Origin of the sequence: Arthrobacter sp. M4, from assembly GCF_020251205.1 — a bacterium.
GTDB lineage: Bacteria > Actinomycetota > Actinomycetes > Actinomycetales > Micrococcaceae > Arthrobacter.
In genome coordinates, this window is sequence record NZ_JAIWYX010000025.1 from 1 (window position 1) to 14,673 (window position 14,673).

The following is a 14,673-nucleotide window of genomic DNA, read 5'->3' on the forward strand; positions in this document are numbered from 1 at the left end:
TGAGCGCCTTAGGACCCGGCCGCGGCGTCATGGTTCCTGTGCCTGCCGGAGCCCGGCCCCGCGCACCAGGTGTGTGTCGTCCCGGCTGAAAAAACCCAGCCCTGGACGGCAGGGGAGACGGCAACGCCACGGCTTGGACCATGGGAAACTCACCCGTTGCGCTGTCCCCACTGTGGGCCGGTGGAGACCGGAGGATGAATCTCAAAGCGGTCCACATTGGGGCGGCTTGTGAAAAAGTAAAATATCCAACGCTAGGGTTTTGCCGGGCGGCCAGGATTCGTTCCCGCGGCTTGGCCACTGGCGCGACTACGCCGAAGCGATCGAGGACTCGGAGATCTGCCGGCTCGGTGCCGAGGAGCAGGTCGTACGGCTCGAGGAACGGCTGGCCGATCTGGCGCTGCTCCCCTTGGCCGCCCGCGTGGCCTCCACCCTGCTCGGCCTCGCCGGGACCGCACAGACCGGCAGGTTCGGGCAGAACCGGCCGGTCCGGCGAACAAATCGTCGGGCTTCTGGACGCCACCGCGAAGCGACCAGCAAGACCCTCACCGACTTCTCATCTCAAGGCATCGTCCGCCAAGGCCGGGGCAGGATCACGATCCAGGACGTTGCCGCGCTGCGGTTGATGGCCCGGCGCGCAGCTGCGCGCCGAAGCCTGGGCCGAACCGGGACGTGAAGCCGACGACACTGGCGCCCTTGCCGCGGGGCCAGCTTGATGAGGTCGGCGCCCTGCGCCAGGATCTTGATGGCGGCCGCTGGTGCTTGATCCTGACGATCGCAGGGACGTTTGACAGCAACAAAGCACAGCCACGCTTCCACGGTGCGGCGCTGCGGTCGGTTGATCAGTGGCCGGGTTCCGTCGTGCCAGGCTACGAGATGTTCCCGGGCCGACTGGCCCTGTCCGTGTCTGCCGTGGCCTCGTCTGGGGTTGGTGGGCAGCAGTCGGTTTCCTTGACCGGTTCGGGGATTGCTTTCGTTGGCGGGTCTCCCTGCTTGATTCGGAGTCGCCGGTTTAGGGCTGCCAGTGCTGATGCGAGCACGGCGGCTGCCGCGAGAGCTGCGATCAAGGTGGTGTTGTCGCTGATCCAGGCGCTGGCGGCGGCTGACCATGCGGCGAGGCCGTTGGCCGGTGCGGTCCCGCCGGTGGCGGCGGGGTACCAGTACCAGGTGAGGTAGGCGCCGGTCATGACAAGGACGGCAGCGGCGATCCTGTTGCTGTGCTTGGCCAGGCCGGTGATCCTACGCCCGATGGCTGCCCCGGCGATGGCTGTTCCTGCCGAAACAAGCATCAGGATCGTGGCCGAGCCTGCTGCGTAGGCGGCGAAGACTGCTAGCAGGCCGGCGTAGCTGGCGGCGGCCTGGGCTTGGGCGATCACGGCCAGGAGCACCCCGAGGGTGCAGGCGAGGGATGCCGCGGCGTATCCGGCTCCGAAGGCCACCATGCGGGCCATCCCTGTGGTGTGGTGCATGCGTGGTTTCGCGGCCCAGGCCGGCAGATTCAGCCGTGGTGTGCGCCCGGTGAGCATGGCCAGGCCGACCAGGAGTAGCAGCGCCCCGGTAGCCATTCCCAGCCATGGCGCGGCGGTGATCAGTGCCCTGGCGCCCGCGCTGACGATCAGCCCGACGGCTGCCAAGGTTCCGGCGAAGCCGAGACTGAGGGCGAGCCCGGCCCGCAGCCCGTGGGCCAGGCGCAGCGGGAGCGGGCGGTCCTTGGCGTCGCCAAGGCTCTGGGCGATCCATGCGGGCAGGAGCGCGAACCCGCAGGGGTTTACCGGGGCGAGCATCCCCGCAGCGAATGCCAATGCGAGCAGGGCTGTCATCGGGTGCCGGCCTTTGTGAGCTCGGCCTGGATCTGTTCCGCTGACGGGTCGGTCGCCCGGAACGTGACGTTCCCGTTCGCGTCCACTACGACGAGGGTGCTCAGGGAGGTGACGCGGTACCGTGTGGTCAGTGCGGCCCCGGTGTCGATGGCGGACGGGAGGCCGGGTGCTTTGATGTAGTCGCGGAACCCGTCGACGGTCGTTTTGGGTTCCTTGGGGTCCATGTCCACCAGGAGGTAGTCTGCCGAGCTTCCCAGGGCCTCGGCGGCCTTGCTCAGTGACTTGGCCCCTCCGACGCACTCGCCGCACCCGACGGAGAAGAAGAACAGGGCCGCCGGCTTGCCTGCCGGGATCGTGCGGGTATTGCCGTCAATGTCCGTGACCGTGACAGCAGTGGACGCCTCTGTCGCTGAAGTGCCGGGGCTCTGTTGGTTGCCGCAGGCTGTGGTCAGCGCCAGTGCCGCCGCCAGGAGCAGGGCTGAGAAGACGTGCCTGGGCCGGGAAGTGGGCAGGAGCCGGCGGGGGCGGGTCATGGTGTCTGGGGGTCCTTTCCAGGCAAGGGGGCAGGAGCCGCGGGCGGTGCCGTGCCGCTGTCGGCCTGGGGGTGGTCGGGGAAGGCCGGGGGGCAGCAGTCTTCGGTTCGCTGGCGCCGTCGCTGCCTGATGACGGCGGCGATCCCGGTCAGCAGCAGCGCGGCGGCCGCGAGCAGCACGAGGGGGTTGGAGAAGAATCCGGCGATGGCGCCCAGGGCGCCGGTGGCGATGAGGACGGGTCCTGCGCAGCACAGGATCATGGCCGCTGCGACGCCGATTCCGGCGGCCAGCGTGTGTTCTCTCCCCGGGCGCCCGGTCTGCCGGGCGGGGTCTCGATCAGGTGCGTTCATGTGCGGGTCTCCGGTGTTCAGGTGTCAGAGTGCGCAGCAGTCGTGCCGTGCATCCGGGGCCGGGGCAGTCGTGTTCGAGAGCATGGAGGCTGCGATGGCCGCGCCGGCCCGGTGTGCTGCTTCGATGTCCAGGACTTCGCCGCCGGGGTGGGTTTCCAGCCAGGTCCGGGCGTCCTCGCGGGAGGCGAAGTAGTGGACCTGGTTGCAGAACGAGGACCGGACCGGTCCCGCCCCTGCGGGGTTGACGAGGGACACGACGGCGGTGGGCGGCTGCACGGACGTGACCGCGCCGTCCGGGGCCGTCGTGACACGGATAAGGGTCCCGCTGCCCGGGGAGGTCGACTCTATCGTCACGGCCTTCCCGATGAGGGCCGGGAAGATGAGGGTGTCCAGGGCGCACCAGGTGTAGAGCTGCTCGCCGGCCACGGTGTAGCGGTGTGGTGTGGGGCGGAGTGTGAGGCCCAGGCCGAGGATGCGGCCGTCCTCGTCGTATTCGGTGTCCGGGACGGCGGCCAGTCCCTGCCTCACCGTGTCTTCGCTCCGTCCGCTGGCCGTGGCCAGCTCGGCCACCGTGACGGGCTCACCTTCGGCCAGGAGCCTCAGCAAAGGCACGAACAGTCCAGGGTCGATCCCGGACCTGGACGGGGAGAGCAGATAGGTGGGGTCCTGGCGGGCTGTGGTGGTCATGGTGTTTCCTTTCTTCAGGTGGAGGATGCCCCGTTTTAAGCGCAGCAGGAGAGTTTGGAGACATCCGTGGTGAAGGCTTTACAGGCGATCCTGATGCCCTCGGCCATGGTCAGGTAGGGGCTCCACATGCCGGCGACCTGCGCGGTGGTCATGCCCGCCTGGAGCAGGTAGACGCCGGCGGCGGCGAGTTCCCCTGCGTCCTTGGCCACGGCGGTGAGGCCCAGGATCCTGCCGGTGTCACGGTCCGCGACGACCTTGATGAAGCCGCGGGTGTCGCGGTTGACCAGCGCCCTCGGGACATAGTGCAGGGGCAGGACCCGGCAGTCGCAGCGTATCCCGGCAGCGACCGCATCCTGCTCTGTCATCCCGACGGCACCCACGGCCGGGCTAGTGAAGGTCACCCGGGGCAGGTGCCGGTAGTCGACCTCGGCCACGGCGTCGGTGAAGGCGTTCTCCACGGCCAGGGCGCCGTGGGCCGCGGCCACGTAGACGAACTCGCGGTGGCCGGTCACGTCCCCGGCGGCCCAGACGCGCGGGTTGGAGCTGGCCAGACGCGAGTCGACCACGATTTCGCCGGACGTGCCGGTCTTCACCCCGACGGCGTCAAGGTTCAGCCCTTCGGTGACGGGCCGGCGGCCCGTGGCCACGAGCAGCCGGGAGGCCCGGAACACTTCTTTGCCCCCGGCCACGGATGCGGTGGCGATGACTCCGCCGGTGGCCTCATCGAGGTTCACCGAGTCCACGGTGGCCCGCCGGATCACCCGGATCCCCTCATCCGCGAAGACTCCGGCCAACGCCTTGGATACTTCCGGTTCCTCTTGGGAGGTCAACCGGGAGCGGACCAGCATGGTGACCCGGGAGCCAAGGCGGGAGAAAAGCTGTGCCTGCTCCAAGGCAACATAGCCCCCACCCAGGATGAGCATGGTTTCGGGCACCTCGTCCAGTTCCATCGCCGTCGTCGAGGTCAGGTACCCGGTCTCGGCCAGTCCAGGAACGGGCGGCGCCCATGGTGTGGAGCCCGTGGCCACGAGGTAGTGTCCGGCCTCGATCGTCTCAACGGCACCGCCCGGTGTCGTGATCCGAAGCAGAGGCGTGTCCTGGCTTCCCATGAACTCTGCGTCCCCCTGGAGCATGGCCCAGCCATAGTCCGCGGCCAGATCGACGTACTTCTCCGTCCGCATGCTTTCAACAAGCGCAGCCTTGCCCTCGATGAGGGCCGGCATGTCCACGGCTTCGGCCGAGGCCCTGACGCCGGGGAAGCGGGCCGCGTCCAACGCGACGTGGCGGGCGTCCGCGGCAGCCAGGAGCGCCTTCGACGGCACACACCCGGTGTTCACACAGGTCCCTCCCACGGTGCCGCGCTCAACCATCACCACCCGCTTGCCAAGCCCCGTCGCCCGGATCGCGGCCGCAAACGCCGCACCACCGGAACCGATGATCGCCAGATCGAACCGGTCGTTGCCCATCCCGTCGTCCTTCCCCGTGACTTGAAAGTTCCTATGGAACCATCATGAACCTTCCAGTACAGTGGAAGGTCAAGTCGATGTATTGCAGGTGGGAGAGCGGCGAAGATGAAGATCGGGCAGGTCGCAGAAACAACCGGGACCACGACCAAGACCCTGCGGTTCTACGAAGCAGAGGGGCTGCTCCCGCCGGCCGGACGCACCGCCTCGGGTTACCGTGACTACTCAGAAGACATCGTGGGCCGGATCGCGTTCATCCACCGCGGCCAGGCCGCGGGACTCACCCTCGCCCAGATCAGGCAGATCCTGAAAATCCGCGAACTCGGCCAGACGCCGTGCTCACACGTCCGGGATTTGCTCGGGCAGCGGTTGACAGAGCTTGATGCCCAGATCACCGAGCTCCTGGCCCTCAGGGAAACGATCTCCCAGCTTTCCGCACAGGCAGCCGAACCTGAACCTGAGGCCTGCCCCGCAGACGAGGTCTGCCGCTACCTCTAAGCCGCCTGATGGGGTGGAATTCGTCGAATATCCGCCAACCTGCGCGATGCCCGGTAACGATCGTTCGCGAGACACTTAAAGGCATGTTTGAAGAGTCGCGGAAACCCGGGACCCATTCTGTAATGCTTTCCGTGTACGCGCCTGTGTAACGTCCAACAGGGTTGGTGATACGTTTTGGTGATGCGAATCGGATACGGACGGGTCTCCACGCGCGATCAGCACCCCGAGGCCCAGCACGATGCCCTCACCGCTGCCGGCTGCGAGCAGATTTTTCTCGACACGGCCTCGGGGAAGTTGGCACGCAGGCCCGAACTCGACAAGGCCCTGCTCTCTGCTAACAGGGAAGGAGACCAGCTGGTCGTCACCAAGCTCGACCGGCTCGGCCGGTCGCTGGAACACCTCATCGACCTGTCCAAGACGCTGCAGGAGCGCGGTGTGGACCTGGTCGTCCTGGACCAGAGCATCGATACCTCGACCCCCCTGGGCCGGATGTTCTTCCAGATCCTCGGCTCGATCGCCGAGTTCGAACACGCCCTGATGTCCGAACGAACCCGTGACGGTCTGGCCGCGGCCCGTGCGCGGGGCCGGACTGGGGGGCAGAAACCAAAACTCGGTCCCCGCCAGGTCAGGCTGGCCCGCGAAATGTATGAAGAAAAGGGCCCCGACGGGAAACGGGCGCATACCGTCGAGCACATCGCCCGGGAATTCGGGGTCACCCGGCCCACCATCTACCGGCACCTGGCGAAACCATGAGCGGTGGCCGTCCGCTGCGGCAGCTAATGATGGCGTCTCGGTGGGGCGGCAACGTAGCGGCAAAGGAGATCTAAGGTGGCCTTGCGTTCCCTGCTCACGGCGGCCGAGCGCGGCCAGATTCTGGCAATGCCCACCGAAACGGACGACCTTGAAGCCCACTACACGCCCAGCGATGCCGACATGTCGCTGATCCGGCAACGCCGCGGGGACGCGAACAGGTTGGGCTTTGTTATCCAGCTGTCTTTGCTGCGTCACCCGGGAATCGCGCTGGCCGACGATACCGAGGTGCCCCCGGAGCTGGTTTCCTGGCTGGCCTCCCGTCTGGCCGTCCCCGCCGAGGCGTGGGCAGACTACGGGAAACGTGAGGAAACGCGGCAGGAGCACGGAAGGGAGATCCGCGCGTATCTGGGCATGACCGCGTTCGGGATCGCAGACTTCCGCCGGCTCGTGGAGCACGTCAGTGATGTGGCTGCGCAAACGGACAAGGGCCTGCTCCTGGCCGAAAGCGCGAGGGACTTCCTGCAGGCACAGAAGGTCGCGTTGCCCGGGATCGGGACTATTGAAAAGGCCTGTGCGCAGGCGCTGACTCGGGCGAATCGGCGAATCTACGCCACCTTGGGTGAGCAGCTATCCGTAGGCCACCGGCAGCGCCTCGACGGGCTGCTGCGCCGCCGCCCGGACAGTCCCCTGACGGAAATCGGCTGGCTGCGGCAGGCACCGCTGCGCCCCAACGCACGGGCGATGAATGAGCACATCGACCGGCTCACCACCTGGCGTGCGCTTGACCTGCCCTGGGCTGCGGGCCGGCTGGTTCACCGGAACAGGCTGTTGAAGCTGGCACGCGAGGGCGCATCCATGACCGCGGCGGATCTGGCCAGGTTCGAGCCCGCACGCAGGTACGCGACCCTCTTTGCCATGGCCACCGAAAGCATGGCAACCGTCACCGACGAGATCATCGATCTGCACGACCGGATCATCGGCCGGCTCATCCGGACCGCACAGAACAAGCAAAACCAGACCACCCTGGCATCCCGTTCCACCGTCGCGGACATGATGCGTCTTCACTCCAGGCTCGGTGAAGCCCTGATCGAGGCCAAGGAAAACGGTGAAGATCCCTTCGCAGCGATCGAAACGGCCATCGGCTGGGAATCCCTGGCCGAAAGCATCGCCCAGGCCAAGGAACTGACCCGACCGGCCCTCGAGGACCACCTCACCCTCGTCAGCGCCCACTTCACCACGCTGCGCCGCTACACCCCGGCGTTCCTTGCCGTCCTTGATCTCCATGCAGCCCCCGCGGCACAGGACCTGCTGTCCGCCATCAATGTCATCCGCACCCTGAACGCCACTGGCGCCCGGAAGGTCCCCGACGACGCGCCCATCTCCTTCATCCGGCCCCGGTGGAAGCCGCTGGTCTTCACCGAGACCGGCCTGGACCGGGGCTTCTACGAGTTCTGTGCCCTCGCGGAACTCAAGAACGCGCTGCGGTCCGGAGACATGTGGGTCACCGGTTCCCGCCAATTCCGCGACTTCGATGACTACCTTCTCGCAGGCGCCGACTACGTCGGCAAAAAGAACGCCGGGAAGCTACCGCTGATCACGGCCGACGGAAGCGCAGGGTACCTCGAAGACAGGCTTCGCCTCCTCCAGGAACGGCTGAAGGAAGTCAACGCGCTGGCATCCCGCGATGAGCTGCCCGGGGTGCTGGTCACCGACAAGGGCGTGAAAATCACCCCACTGGAGACGATCGTCCCCGCTCACGCGCAACCACTGATCGACCAGGCCAGCGCCATGTTTCCGCGGATCCGGATCACCGACCTGCTGATGGAAGTCGACACCTGGACCGGGTTCACCCGCCATTTCACCAGCCTCAAATCCGGCCAGCCCTCCAAGGACAAGCAACTGCTTCTGACTGCAATCTTGGCTGACGGGATCAATCTGGGCCTGACGAAAATGGCCGAGTCTTGCACCGGCGTCAGCTACGCCCAGCTGGACCGCCACCAAGCCTCCTACATCCGAGACGAAACCTACAGTGCCGCCCTGGCGGAACTGGTGAACACCCAGCACGGCCACCCCTTCGCCGCGCAATGGGGAGACGGCACCGCTTCCTCCTCGGATGGGCAGCGGTTCCGCGCCGGCAGCAAAGCCGAATCCACCGGTCACGTGAACCCGAAATACGGTGCCGAGCCCGGCCGGCTCGTTTACACACATGTCTCGGATCAGTACTCGCCCTTCCACAGCAAACTCGTCAACGTAGGTGACCGAGATGCGACCTACGTCCTGGACGGGCTGCTCTACCACGAGTCCGAACTGCAAATTCAGGAGCACTACACCGACACGGCCGGATTCACCGACCACCTCTTCGCTCTCATGCACCTGCTCGGGTACCGGTTCGCGCCACGGATCCGCAACATTGGTGACACCCGTCTATACACACCCAGCAGCGATCCGGGACTTTCCACGTTGGCGCCGCTGATCGGCGGGACCATCAACACGAAAATGATTGCCCTGCATTGGGACGAGGTCCTCCGCCTCGCCGCGTCCATTAAGACCGGCACCGTGACCGCATCCCTGATGATGCGAAAACTCGGCGCCTACCCCCGCCAGAACGGGCTCGCCCTCGCGCTGCGGGAGCTGGGAAGACTGGAACGGACCCTTTTCCTTCTGGACTGGCTCCAGGACCCCGGCCTGCGCCGCAAGGTCACGGCCGGCCTGAACAAGGGCGAGGCCCGGAACACCCTCGCCAGGGCCGTCTTCTTCAACCGCCTCGGCGAAATCCGCGACCGTTCCTTTGAACAACAGCGCTACCGCGCCAGCGGGCTGAACCTTCTTACCTCGGCCATTATTCTCTGGAACACGGTCTACCTCGACCGCACCATCACCACCCTCAACAAGGACGGGAACGCCACAGACCCTGACCTGCTGCGGTTCCTCTCACCCCTGGGCTGGGAACACATCAACCTCACCGGCGACTACACCTGGCCCCGCGCCAACCAGATCAAACCCGGCAAATACAGACCCCTACGACGCCCGGCGAAACCTTAGCGTCGGATATTTCACTTTTTCACAAGGCACCCCCACATTGGGTGTCAGCGCGTGGTGCCGCGTGCGGCAGCTTCTTGGACTCCTCGTTGGTAGTCGTCCGCGAACCTGGTTCGCCAGGACTGGCGCGAGGGTGCCGGACGGTGTTCGGCCGCTTCCTTTTGGATCCGCTGGATCGCGGCCTCAGCTTGGGCTTTGGCGACCCGGGAGCGCTGGGCAGCTCGTTGGCTGCGGCTGTGGACGGGCTGGCCGTTGACGCGCCAATGGTTGAGTCTGCCTTGGAGAAGTGCGGGGAGGTTGAGAGCACCGTCAAAACCGTCGTGGCGGTGCTCGGTGCCGTCCGGTTTGGTGTCGAGGGCGTGCAGGATATCGCTGGGGGTGTAGTCGGCGCGGAAAAATGGTGCCAGGATCCGCGCGAGGTGGCGGGAGCGGAGCTTACGCAGTGGCGGTGAGTGCCATTGGACGGTTCGGGCCGCTTGCAACTCATTGAAGGATCGGGTTGCCTCGTCCTGGGCGCCTGTCGTCCGGTCAAGTGGCCATTGCAGATCTGTACGAGCGGCCGCCATCTCAGCTACCCACTTAGTTGTCGCCTCAAAATAGGCTTTCAGTGTGGGCGAAGCCCACGCCTTTATGCTCTTGGGGGCGGTTTTTCCTTTGGAGAGGTTAGGGTTGCCATTTATGTCCACAGCCAACCCGAACATCGTCAGGATCGGGTCCAGCTTGCACTTGAAATCCATGCGCTGGACTTCCTCTTCACCGAACCTGGCCAGCTCCTCTTCGGTGGCGGGACGGCAGAGGACGTAGACGGCGCGGTCTGCCATGCGTTCTTCCCGTTCGCCGTCCTTGTGCAGGTTGGATGCGCCCATGCAGTTCTTGGGTGTGTAGATCGCTGAGCGGCCGCCAGCGACGACGGCGAGGAAGCCGTAGCGGATCAGCCAGCGTTTGATGCGGCCCAGGGTGCCTTTGCCGATGCCGGCCACGGCCAACAGATAGGCGTTGCCCGGGGTCACGGTGTGGCTGTTGAAGTCAAAGCCCTGGAGAAGAAGCTCCGCTACGGCGAGGAGGTTTCGGCGGAAGTCAGTTCTGCGCCAAGCGAGTTTGGGATGATGGCGGATGGCTTCGAGCCAGTCAAAGTCGGTGGTCAGAGCGCAGCTGCCCTCGGGGACGGCGCGCAGGACGTTTTCCTCGTCCCGTTCCACCAGCCGGTTCAGGCGCCGGGGGGCCTCCGTGCGTTTGGAGTGCTCGCCCAGCTGGGCCGGATCGCGCTGCTTCCACACGCCGGGCAACCCCTGTACAGCCACGTAGCCGGGGATATGCGGGGTGCCCGTATTTGTGGGGTTGCAGGTGGAAACTCGGGCCTGGACGTGCGTTGACGCCGGTGCAAGGTCCGGTACCATAAGGGGGACAAGATCCTTTCAGTTTGAAGGGGACACAAAGGGACCGTCCCTCGCGGGAAGGTTCTGGTATCCATCGCCGGTCCGTTCGCCAAAACTCGCGGTGATGGAAGGATTCGGAAGACCCGCCTAGTGCGGGTCTTCTTCCTTTAAGCGGCCTGAATAGGCAGCTCCTCAGCTTGGGGCTTGGGCTTGGAGAGCAGGGGGAGGCCTCCATGCTCTTCGAGGTACTGAATCAGTGAATCCATGTAGAGGTTCACAGAGAGCTTGGAAGCCCTCGCCGCGGCGTTGAACGCTTCGCGGTGTTCAGGCAGTACCCGGCCCTGCAAGGGCACGGTAGCAACCCCGTCGGGGTGTCGGTCATGTCCTTTTAGCGTGCTCATGAGCTTTAACCTGCCACAGCACGCATGCATGGGCGCGGTTTGGAGCGGGCGTGTCGGACTTAATTTCCTTTGACGTACTTCTCCACGCCAGCCAAGGCGTCATCAAAGGCGGATTCCTTGAGTTGGTACACAACACGCTGGCCCTGGCGGCTCTCGCCTGCGTCCGACTCAACGGCTCCGAGCTCTTCCAATTGGCGCAAATGCCAAGCGACGGTCTTGTATCCGGCGCCAATAGCCCTGCCGATGTCTCCCGAGGTTCCGCCCTCGGGGTTGTGCGCGAGGTGGCGAAGTATCTCAATCCGTAGCGGATTGATTCCAAGGACGTTGATCACGTCCGAAGCCCAGTCGGGAATGGGCTTGGAAGGTTGGACATAGCGGGGCATCCCTTCATTCTGTCGTATTCGGCATTCTTAGCTTTCCACTGACTAACTTAATAGGATAGTCTGCTGCAAGAGGGAAAATAAATCGGACAGTGGGAAGCGCGCGTATGGCCGTTGATGAGTCATTCGTCTCAATGAGTCCGTGTGACAAGCGTTTCCGCGGAAATACAGGGACAATGGCGCGGTCCATCGAATGGATAATCCGTCATCTTTGTCGGTGTCCGCTGGTTAGGTATTGAAACGATGTTCCAGGGGGAGGACAGGTTGAAGAATTTGCTGCCGTTCGGCACGTCGTGGCCGATGGACGCAACCCTGCGGGAGCGTGCGGCTCGTGAGCGTGAGGCTTTCCGCTCGTGGGTTGACGGCCTTGCTGTCCCTGCAAGTCAGCGAACCCTGCTTGCAGAACTCTTGGAGCTGATGGACGAACGCGAGTTCGTGGAAGGGCGCGCGGCCTGCGTGACGTATGACGCCGAGCTTGCCCGTCGAACCGGGCTGGGCGAGTCCCTGGGGGAAGTCCTCGATGCCCTTGTGCGTGCGGGACTGGTGACGAGCGACCCAGCGGCTGCAGTTTTCCCGGACGCCCGTCCGGGGATCGTGTTGCGTGTCCGCCGTCCTGACGTGGTTCTGACCGTGGAAGCGGCTGGCACTTTGTGGCTGGCCGATTCCTGGGTCCGGAAAGCGAAGGTATTGGCGTGAGCGACAGAGGAGTTGTGTCAGTGGTTGAGGTAGCGCACATGGTGGGGCCGATGTGGTCTGTGAACGGCCGCCCGGTGGTGGTCCCTGCCGGATCTTCCGTGCCCTCATTTGTGATGGCATATGTCGCGTCCGTGGTCTCCGCTCCCGGTCCGTGGCCGGTACAGGTCACCGATGGTGACCTCACGCTGGACCTGGTGCTTGGCGTTGATGGTTCCGTCACGGAACCACCCGCAGACGTTCCGGCAGCTGCCCGGTGGTGGCGTCGATGAAGGGCGGGGCAGGAGCCGGGGCCGCCGTTTTCGCGGCCATCATGGTTCCGCTGCTTGTCCTGGTGATGATGCTCGGCTCAGGCGGCAAGGAAGGCGCTCTTGCCGCATGCGGTCCTTCGGGGACCGTGACCGTTAGCGTGCCGGGCGGCAATGTTGCCGGGTACGCGGGGGAGCAGCTGGCTAACGCTGCCGCTGTAGTCAAGGCCGGACAACAGCTGAACGTCTCGGCTGATGGCCTGTTGGTCGGCGTCATGACCGCCATGGGCGAGTCCAGCCTGAAGAACCTGAACTACGGCGACGACATTCACGGGGTCACCAACCCTGACGGTTCCCTTACGTGCAGCCTGGGCCTGTTCCAGCAGCAATGGTGCCTTCCCGGGAACCCGTGGGGCACCAAAGCGGACGTTACGGACCCGACAAAGGCCGCAGCGACGTTCTTCAAGGCCCTGATGAAGCTTCCGGGCTGGGAGAGTCTGTCTCCGGACGTGGCCGCCCACCGGGTGCAGGGCAATTACAGCCCGGCTGGTTACACCAAGTTCATCCCCGCAGCGAGGGAGGTTCTTGAAGCTGTCACGGCCGGGAAGATCAAGGCCGGGACCGGCGGTTGCACTACGGGCGGTTTCGCGGCCGGCTCTTCCGGGTCCGGTGATGACTACCCATGGAAGGGTGCTGAGCACAACGCCAATAACCCTGTGACTCGCTTGGCCTACCGGAACTGCACGGACTTCGCCTGGTGGCGGCTCAGCCAGCAGCTCGGCCTCCAACCGGTCAGCTCCTCCCAGCTCGGCCCGGGCAATGCGAACACCTGGGGCAACGCCTGGTCCCGGGCGGGCTGGACGATCAGCAAGACCCCCAAAGTGGGAGCCATTGTCTGGTACAACACGGGCCAGTACGGGCATGTGGCCGTGGTCAAGGAAATCACAGCGGACGGAAAAGTGATCGAAGAGGGCTACAACTTCGGCATCCCGCCAAACGGCGCTTACTACACGATGACGATCAATCCGAGCACTCCTGCCGGATACCTGTATCTCCCGACTCGGGAACAGTTCGAGAGAGCGGCAATGTGATGGAAAACCTGATGAACAAGAAGAAGGCTGCCACGGCAATTGCTGCCGGGGCGGTCGTCCTCATGCTTTCCGGGTGCTGGGGCGGATCCCCGGTCGCCGATCAGCAGAGCACGGCACCTGCGCCGGATCCCTCCGTGTCGTGCATCGTGTCGTGCCAGGACGTACCCCAAGCCGAGCACACCGGCCCTCCGTCTCTGGCCGCCGATGCCACGGCCAAGGAAGAGGCCATCGAAGCAGCGGTGAAAGTGATGACCGCCTACACGGACACGAGCAAGTCCAAAGAGGAGTGGTTCCGGGCATTGGCACCACTGATCACCACGGCGTATGCCCAGGACGCTCAGTACATTCAACCGCCTCGTTTGAAGGCCCGCACGGTCACCTCCGCAGGGTCCGAGCTGCCGTCAGACGTTCCTGACGGCCACCAAGTGCGGGTCAAGTTCACCACCAACGCGGGGGAGTGGGTGGTCATCATGACCCGTGCCTCCGCTGGTGCGCCGTGGCTGGCCTCAAACGTGCTGCCTTTGGAGGCCATCTGATGAACGCAACTGAGTGGCTGTTCCCGGCCGGGACGTTCAAGGTGCCCGGCGACGTGTTCGTGGGCGTGCATCCCGGTGCAGGAACGTCCACGTGGGCGGCACTCCTCGACGGTGCCGATCACGGACTCGTGATGCCCGAGGAGGAATCCGTGGTTGCAGTGTGCCGGGCAACGCCCGCGGCGCTGAATGCCACCAAGACACTCATCGGGACACACGGTGTTGGCCGTATCCGGGCGGTCCTGGTCGTTGCAGACGCCCCAGGCCACGCCCTTCCCGCGGCTACCCGCGGGATCAAAGTTCTTTCATCCGTGGTGCCGGTGGTCGAGGTGCCGTGGATGGTCAAGCTTCGGGGCCTGGAAGATCCAAGGTCCGTGGCGGCTTCGATTGCCAAACCCGTCCAAAGGGTCAGGGATCGACTGGCTGACGCCCGTGTGAGGGTGCCCCGAGGAATCGTAGAAACCGAGAAAGGAAACGATAAATGAGCACGTTCGAAAGTTTGAAGGCAGAGGTCATCATCAGGGTTCCGGCCGCACCGTTGTGCATGCCGACTCAGGTAACCACCGCTCTGGACACGGCCAAGTTCTGGTGCACCCTGATTGGTGCAGGACTGGCCGTGGTGGCCCTGATCATGATCGGCATCGGCATGTTCTTCCAGCACAAACGCGGTGACGGCGGCGAAATGCTCAAAGGCCTTGGGTGGTGGATCGGCGGCGTCGTCCTGGTTGCCGCTGCTGCCGGTATCGCGGCCGTGTTCATCCCGTCCGGCAACACTGCCTGCGTGAACACGCTCAACGGATAAGGGACGCCC

The 14,673-nt window shown here is 65.0% G+C and carries 18 protein-coding genes; 10 read left to right on the plus strand and 8 right to left on the minus strand.

From position 1 onward, the window contains the following. Positions 1-259: 259 nt before the first annotated feature. The gene (locus tag LD110_RS21880; RefSeq protein WP_225502049.1) at positions 260-673 is read left to right on the plus strand and encodes a helix-turn-helix domain-containing protein; all 414 of its coding nucleotides are present in this window, start codon (positions 260-262) and stop codon (positions 671-673) included. 193 nt (positions 674-866) lie between these two features. On the opposite strand, the gene LD110_RS21885 is transcribed toward LD110_RS21880, so the two are convergent. Genes LD110_RS21885 through merA form a run of 5 tightly spaced genes read right to left on the minus strand, consistent with a single transcriptional unit; the run spans position 867 to position 4,853 of the window. Next, positions 867-1,817 carry a cytochrome c biogenesis CcdA family protein gene (locus tag LD110_RS21885; protein ID WP_225502050.1) on the minus strand — a complete coding sequence of 317 codons (951 nt, stop codon included), beginning with the start codon at positions 1,815-1,817 and terminating at the stop codon, positions 867-869. Next, on the minus strand, positions 1,814-2,350 hold the full coding sequence (locus tag LD110_RS21890; protein WP_225502051.1) for a TlpA family protein disulfide reductase: 537 nt from the start codon (positions 2,348-2,350) through the stop codon (positions 1,814-1,816). The genes LD110_RS21885 and LD110_RS21890 overlap by 4 nt, the downstream gene beginning before the upstream one ends. After that, positions 2,347-2,700, minus strand: coding sequence for a hypothetical protein (locus LD110_RS21895; RefSeq protein ID WP_225502052.1), 354 nt, complete (start codon positions 2,698-2,700; stop codon positions 2,347-2,349). The genes LD110_RS21890 and LD110_RS21895 overlap by 4 nt, the downstream gene beginning before the upstream one ends. 24 nt (positions 2,701-2,724) lie before the next feature. After that, entirely contained in the window at positions 2,725-3,387 is a 663-nt protein-coding gene (gene merB, locus LD110_RS21900; protein WP_225502053.1) for an organomercurial lyase MerB, read from the minus strand. A 35-nt stretch (positions 3,388-3,422) separates the two neighbouring features. Then, complete coding sequence (gene merA / locus LD110_RS21905) at positions 3,423-4,853, minus strand: mercury(II) reductase (RefSeq protein ID WP_225502054.1); 1,431 nt, start codon at positions 4,851-4,853, stop codon at positions 3,423-3,425. A gap of 105 nt (positions 4,854-4,958) precedes the next feature. Between merA and LD110_RS21910 the strand changes: the two genes are divergently transcribed. The 3 genes from LD110_RS21910 (at position 4,959) to LD110_RS21920 (ending at position 9,143) form a co-directional block, all read left to right on the plus strand. After that, the gene (locus LD110_RS21910; RefSeq protein WP_225502055.1) at positions 4,959-5,348 is read left to right on the plus strand and encodes a heavy metal-responsive transcriptional regulator; all 390 of its coding nucleotides are present in this window, start codon (positions 4,959-4,961) and stop codon (positions 5,346-5,348) included. 180 nt (positions 5,349-5,528) lie between these two features. Then, positions 5,529-6,101, plus strand: a complete 573-nt coding sequence (locus LD110_RS21915) for a recombinase family protein (RefSeq protein ID WP_225502056.1) — start codon at positions 5,529-5,531, stop codon at positions 6,099-6,101. 75 nt (positions 6,102-6,176) lie between these two features. Then, on the plus strand, positions 6,177-9,143 hold the full coding sequence (locus LD110_RS21920) for a Tn3 family transposase (protein WP_225502057.1): 2,967 nt from the start codon (positions 6,177-6,179) through the stop codon (positions 9,141-9,143). Between the two features lie 44 nt (positions 9,144-9,187). Here the strand turns inward: LD110_RS21920 and LD110_RS21925 are convergent, their stop codons facing one another. From LD110_RS21925 to LD110_RS21935, 3 genes are all read right to left on the minus strand, one after another. Next, entirely contained in the window at positions 9,188-10,537 is a 1,350-nt protein-coding gene (locus LD110_RS21925; protein ID WP_225502058.1) for a hypothetical protein, read from the minus strand. Between the two features lie 146 nt (positions 10,538-10,683). Further along, positions 10,684-10,917, minus strand: a complete 234-nt coding sequence (locus LD110_RS21930) for a hypothetical protein (RefSeq protein ID WP_225502059.1) — start codon at positions 10,915-10,917, stop codon at positions 10,684-10,686. Positions 10,918-10,976: 59 nt separating this feature from the next. Then, the gene (locus LD110_RS21935; RefSeq protein WP_225502060.1) at positions 10,977-11,300 is read right to left on the minus strand and encodes a helix-turn-helix transcriptional regulator; all 324 of its coding nucleotides are present in this window, start codon (positions 11,298-11,300) and stop codon (positions 10,977-10,979) included. Between the two features lie 261 nt (positions 11,301-11,561). Here LD110_RS21935 and LD110_RS21940 point away from each other — a divergent pair, with 261 nt between their 5' ends. Genes LD110_RS21940 through LD110_RS21965 form a run of 6 tightly spaced genes read left to right on the plus strand, consistent with a single transcriptional unit; the run spans position 11,562 to position 14,664 of the window. After that, positions 11,562-11,993, plus strand: a complete 432-nt coding sequence (locus tag LD110_RS21940; RefSeq protein ID WP_225502061.1) for a hypothetical protein — start codon at positions 11,562-11,564, stop codon at positions 11,991-11,993. Next, positions 11,990-12,262: a hypothetical protein gene (locus LD110_RS21945; protein ID WP_225502062.1), complete on the plus strand. Its 273-nt coding sequence runs from the start codon at positions 11,990-11,992 to the stop codon at positions 12,260-12,262. The genes LD110_RS21940 and LD110_RS21945 overlap by 4 nt, the downstream gene beginning before the upstream one ends. Further along, positions 12,259-13,329, plus strand: coding sequence for a CHAP domain-containing protein (locus tag LD110_RS21950; protein ID WP_225502063.1), 1,071 nt, complete (start codon positions 12,259-12,261; stop codon positions 13,327-13,329). The genes LD110_RS21945 and LD110_RS21950 overlap by 4 nt, the downstream gene beginning before the upstream one ends. An 11-nt stretch (positions 13,330-13,340) precedes the next feature. Continuing rightward, positions 13,341-13,865: a hypothetical protein gene (locus LD110_RS21955; RefSeq protein ID WP_225502064.1), complete on the plus strand. Its 525-nt coding sequence runs from the start codon at positions 13,341-13,343 to the stop codon at positions 13,863-13,865. Then, positions 13,865-14,347, plus strand: a complete 483-nt coding sequence (locus tag LD110_RS21960; protein WP_225502065.1) for a hypothetical protein — start codon at positions 13,865-13,867, stop codon at positions 14,345-14,347. The genes LD110_RS21955 and LD110_RS21960 overlap by 1 nt, the downstream gene beginning before the upstream one ends. Further along, positions 14,344-14,664, plus strand: coding sequence for a TrbC/VirB2 family protein (locus LD110_RS21965; RefSeq protein WP_021474428.1), 321 nt, complete (start codon positions 14,344-14,346; stop codon positions 14,662-14,664). The genes LD110_RS21960 and LD110_RS21965 overlap by 4 nt, the downstream gene beginning before the upstream one ends. Positions 14,665-14,673: the final 9 nt, after the last annotated feature.

Coding starts and splice junctions, on each gene's coding strand:
- LD110_RS21885 (WP_225502050.1), bottom strand. CDS start 1,817: ATGACAGCCCTGCTCGCATTGGCATTCGCTGCGGGGATGCTCGCCCCG.
- LD110_RS21890 (WP_225502051.1), bottom strand. CDS start 2,350: ATGACCCGCCCCCGCCGGCTCCTGCCCACTTCCCGGCCCAGGCACGTC.
- LD110_RS21895 (WP_225502052.1), bottom strand. CDS start 2,700: ATGAACGCACCTGATCGAGACCCCGCCCGGCAGACCGGGCGCCCGGGG.
- merB (WP_225502053.1), bottom strand. CDS start 3,387: ATGACCACCACAGCCCGCCAGGACCCCACCTATCTGCTCTCCCCGTCC.
- merA (WP_225502054.1), bottom strand. CDS start 4,853: ATGGGCAACGACCGGTTCGATCTGGCGATCATCGGTTCCGGTGGTGCG.
- LD110_RS21910 (WP_225502055.1), top strand. CDS start 4,959: ATGAAGATCGGGCAGGTCGCAGAAACAACCGGGACCACGACCAAGACC.
- LD110_RS21915 (WP_225502056.1), top strand. CDS start 5,529: ATGCGAATCGGATACGGACGGGTCTCCACGCGCGATCAGCACCCCGAG.
- LD110_RS21925 (WP_225502058.1), bottom strand. CDS start 10,537: ATGGTACCGGACCTTGCACCGGCGTCAACGCACGTCCAGGCCCGAGTT.
- LD110_RS21930 (WP_225502059.1), bottom strand. CDS start 10,917: ATGAGCACGCTAAAAGGACATGACCGACACCCCGACGGGGTTGCTACC.
- LD110_RS21935 (WP_225502060.1), bottom strand. CDS start 11,300: ATGCCCCGCTATGTCCAACCTTCCAAGCCCATTCCCGACTGGGCTTCG.
- LD110_RS21950 (WP_225502063.1), top strand. CDS start 12,259: ATGAAGGGCGGGGCAGGAGCCGGGGCCGCCGTTTTCGCGGCCATCATG.
- LD110_RS21955 (WP_225502064.1), top strand. CDS start 13,341: ATGAACAAGAAGAAGGCTGCCACGGCAATTGCTGCCGGGGCGGTCGTC.
- LD110_RS21960 (WP_225502065.1), top strand. CDS start 13,865: ATGAACGCAACTGAGTGGCTGTTCCCGGCCGGGACGTTCAAGGTGCCC.
- LD110_RS21965 (WP_021474428.1), top strand. CDS start 14,344: ATGAGCACGTTCGAAAGTTTGAAGGCAGAGGTCATCATCAGGGTTCCG.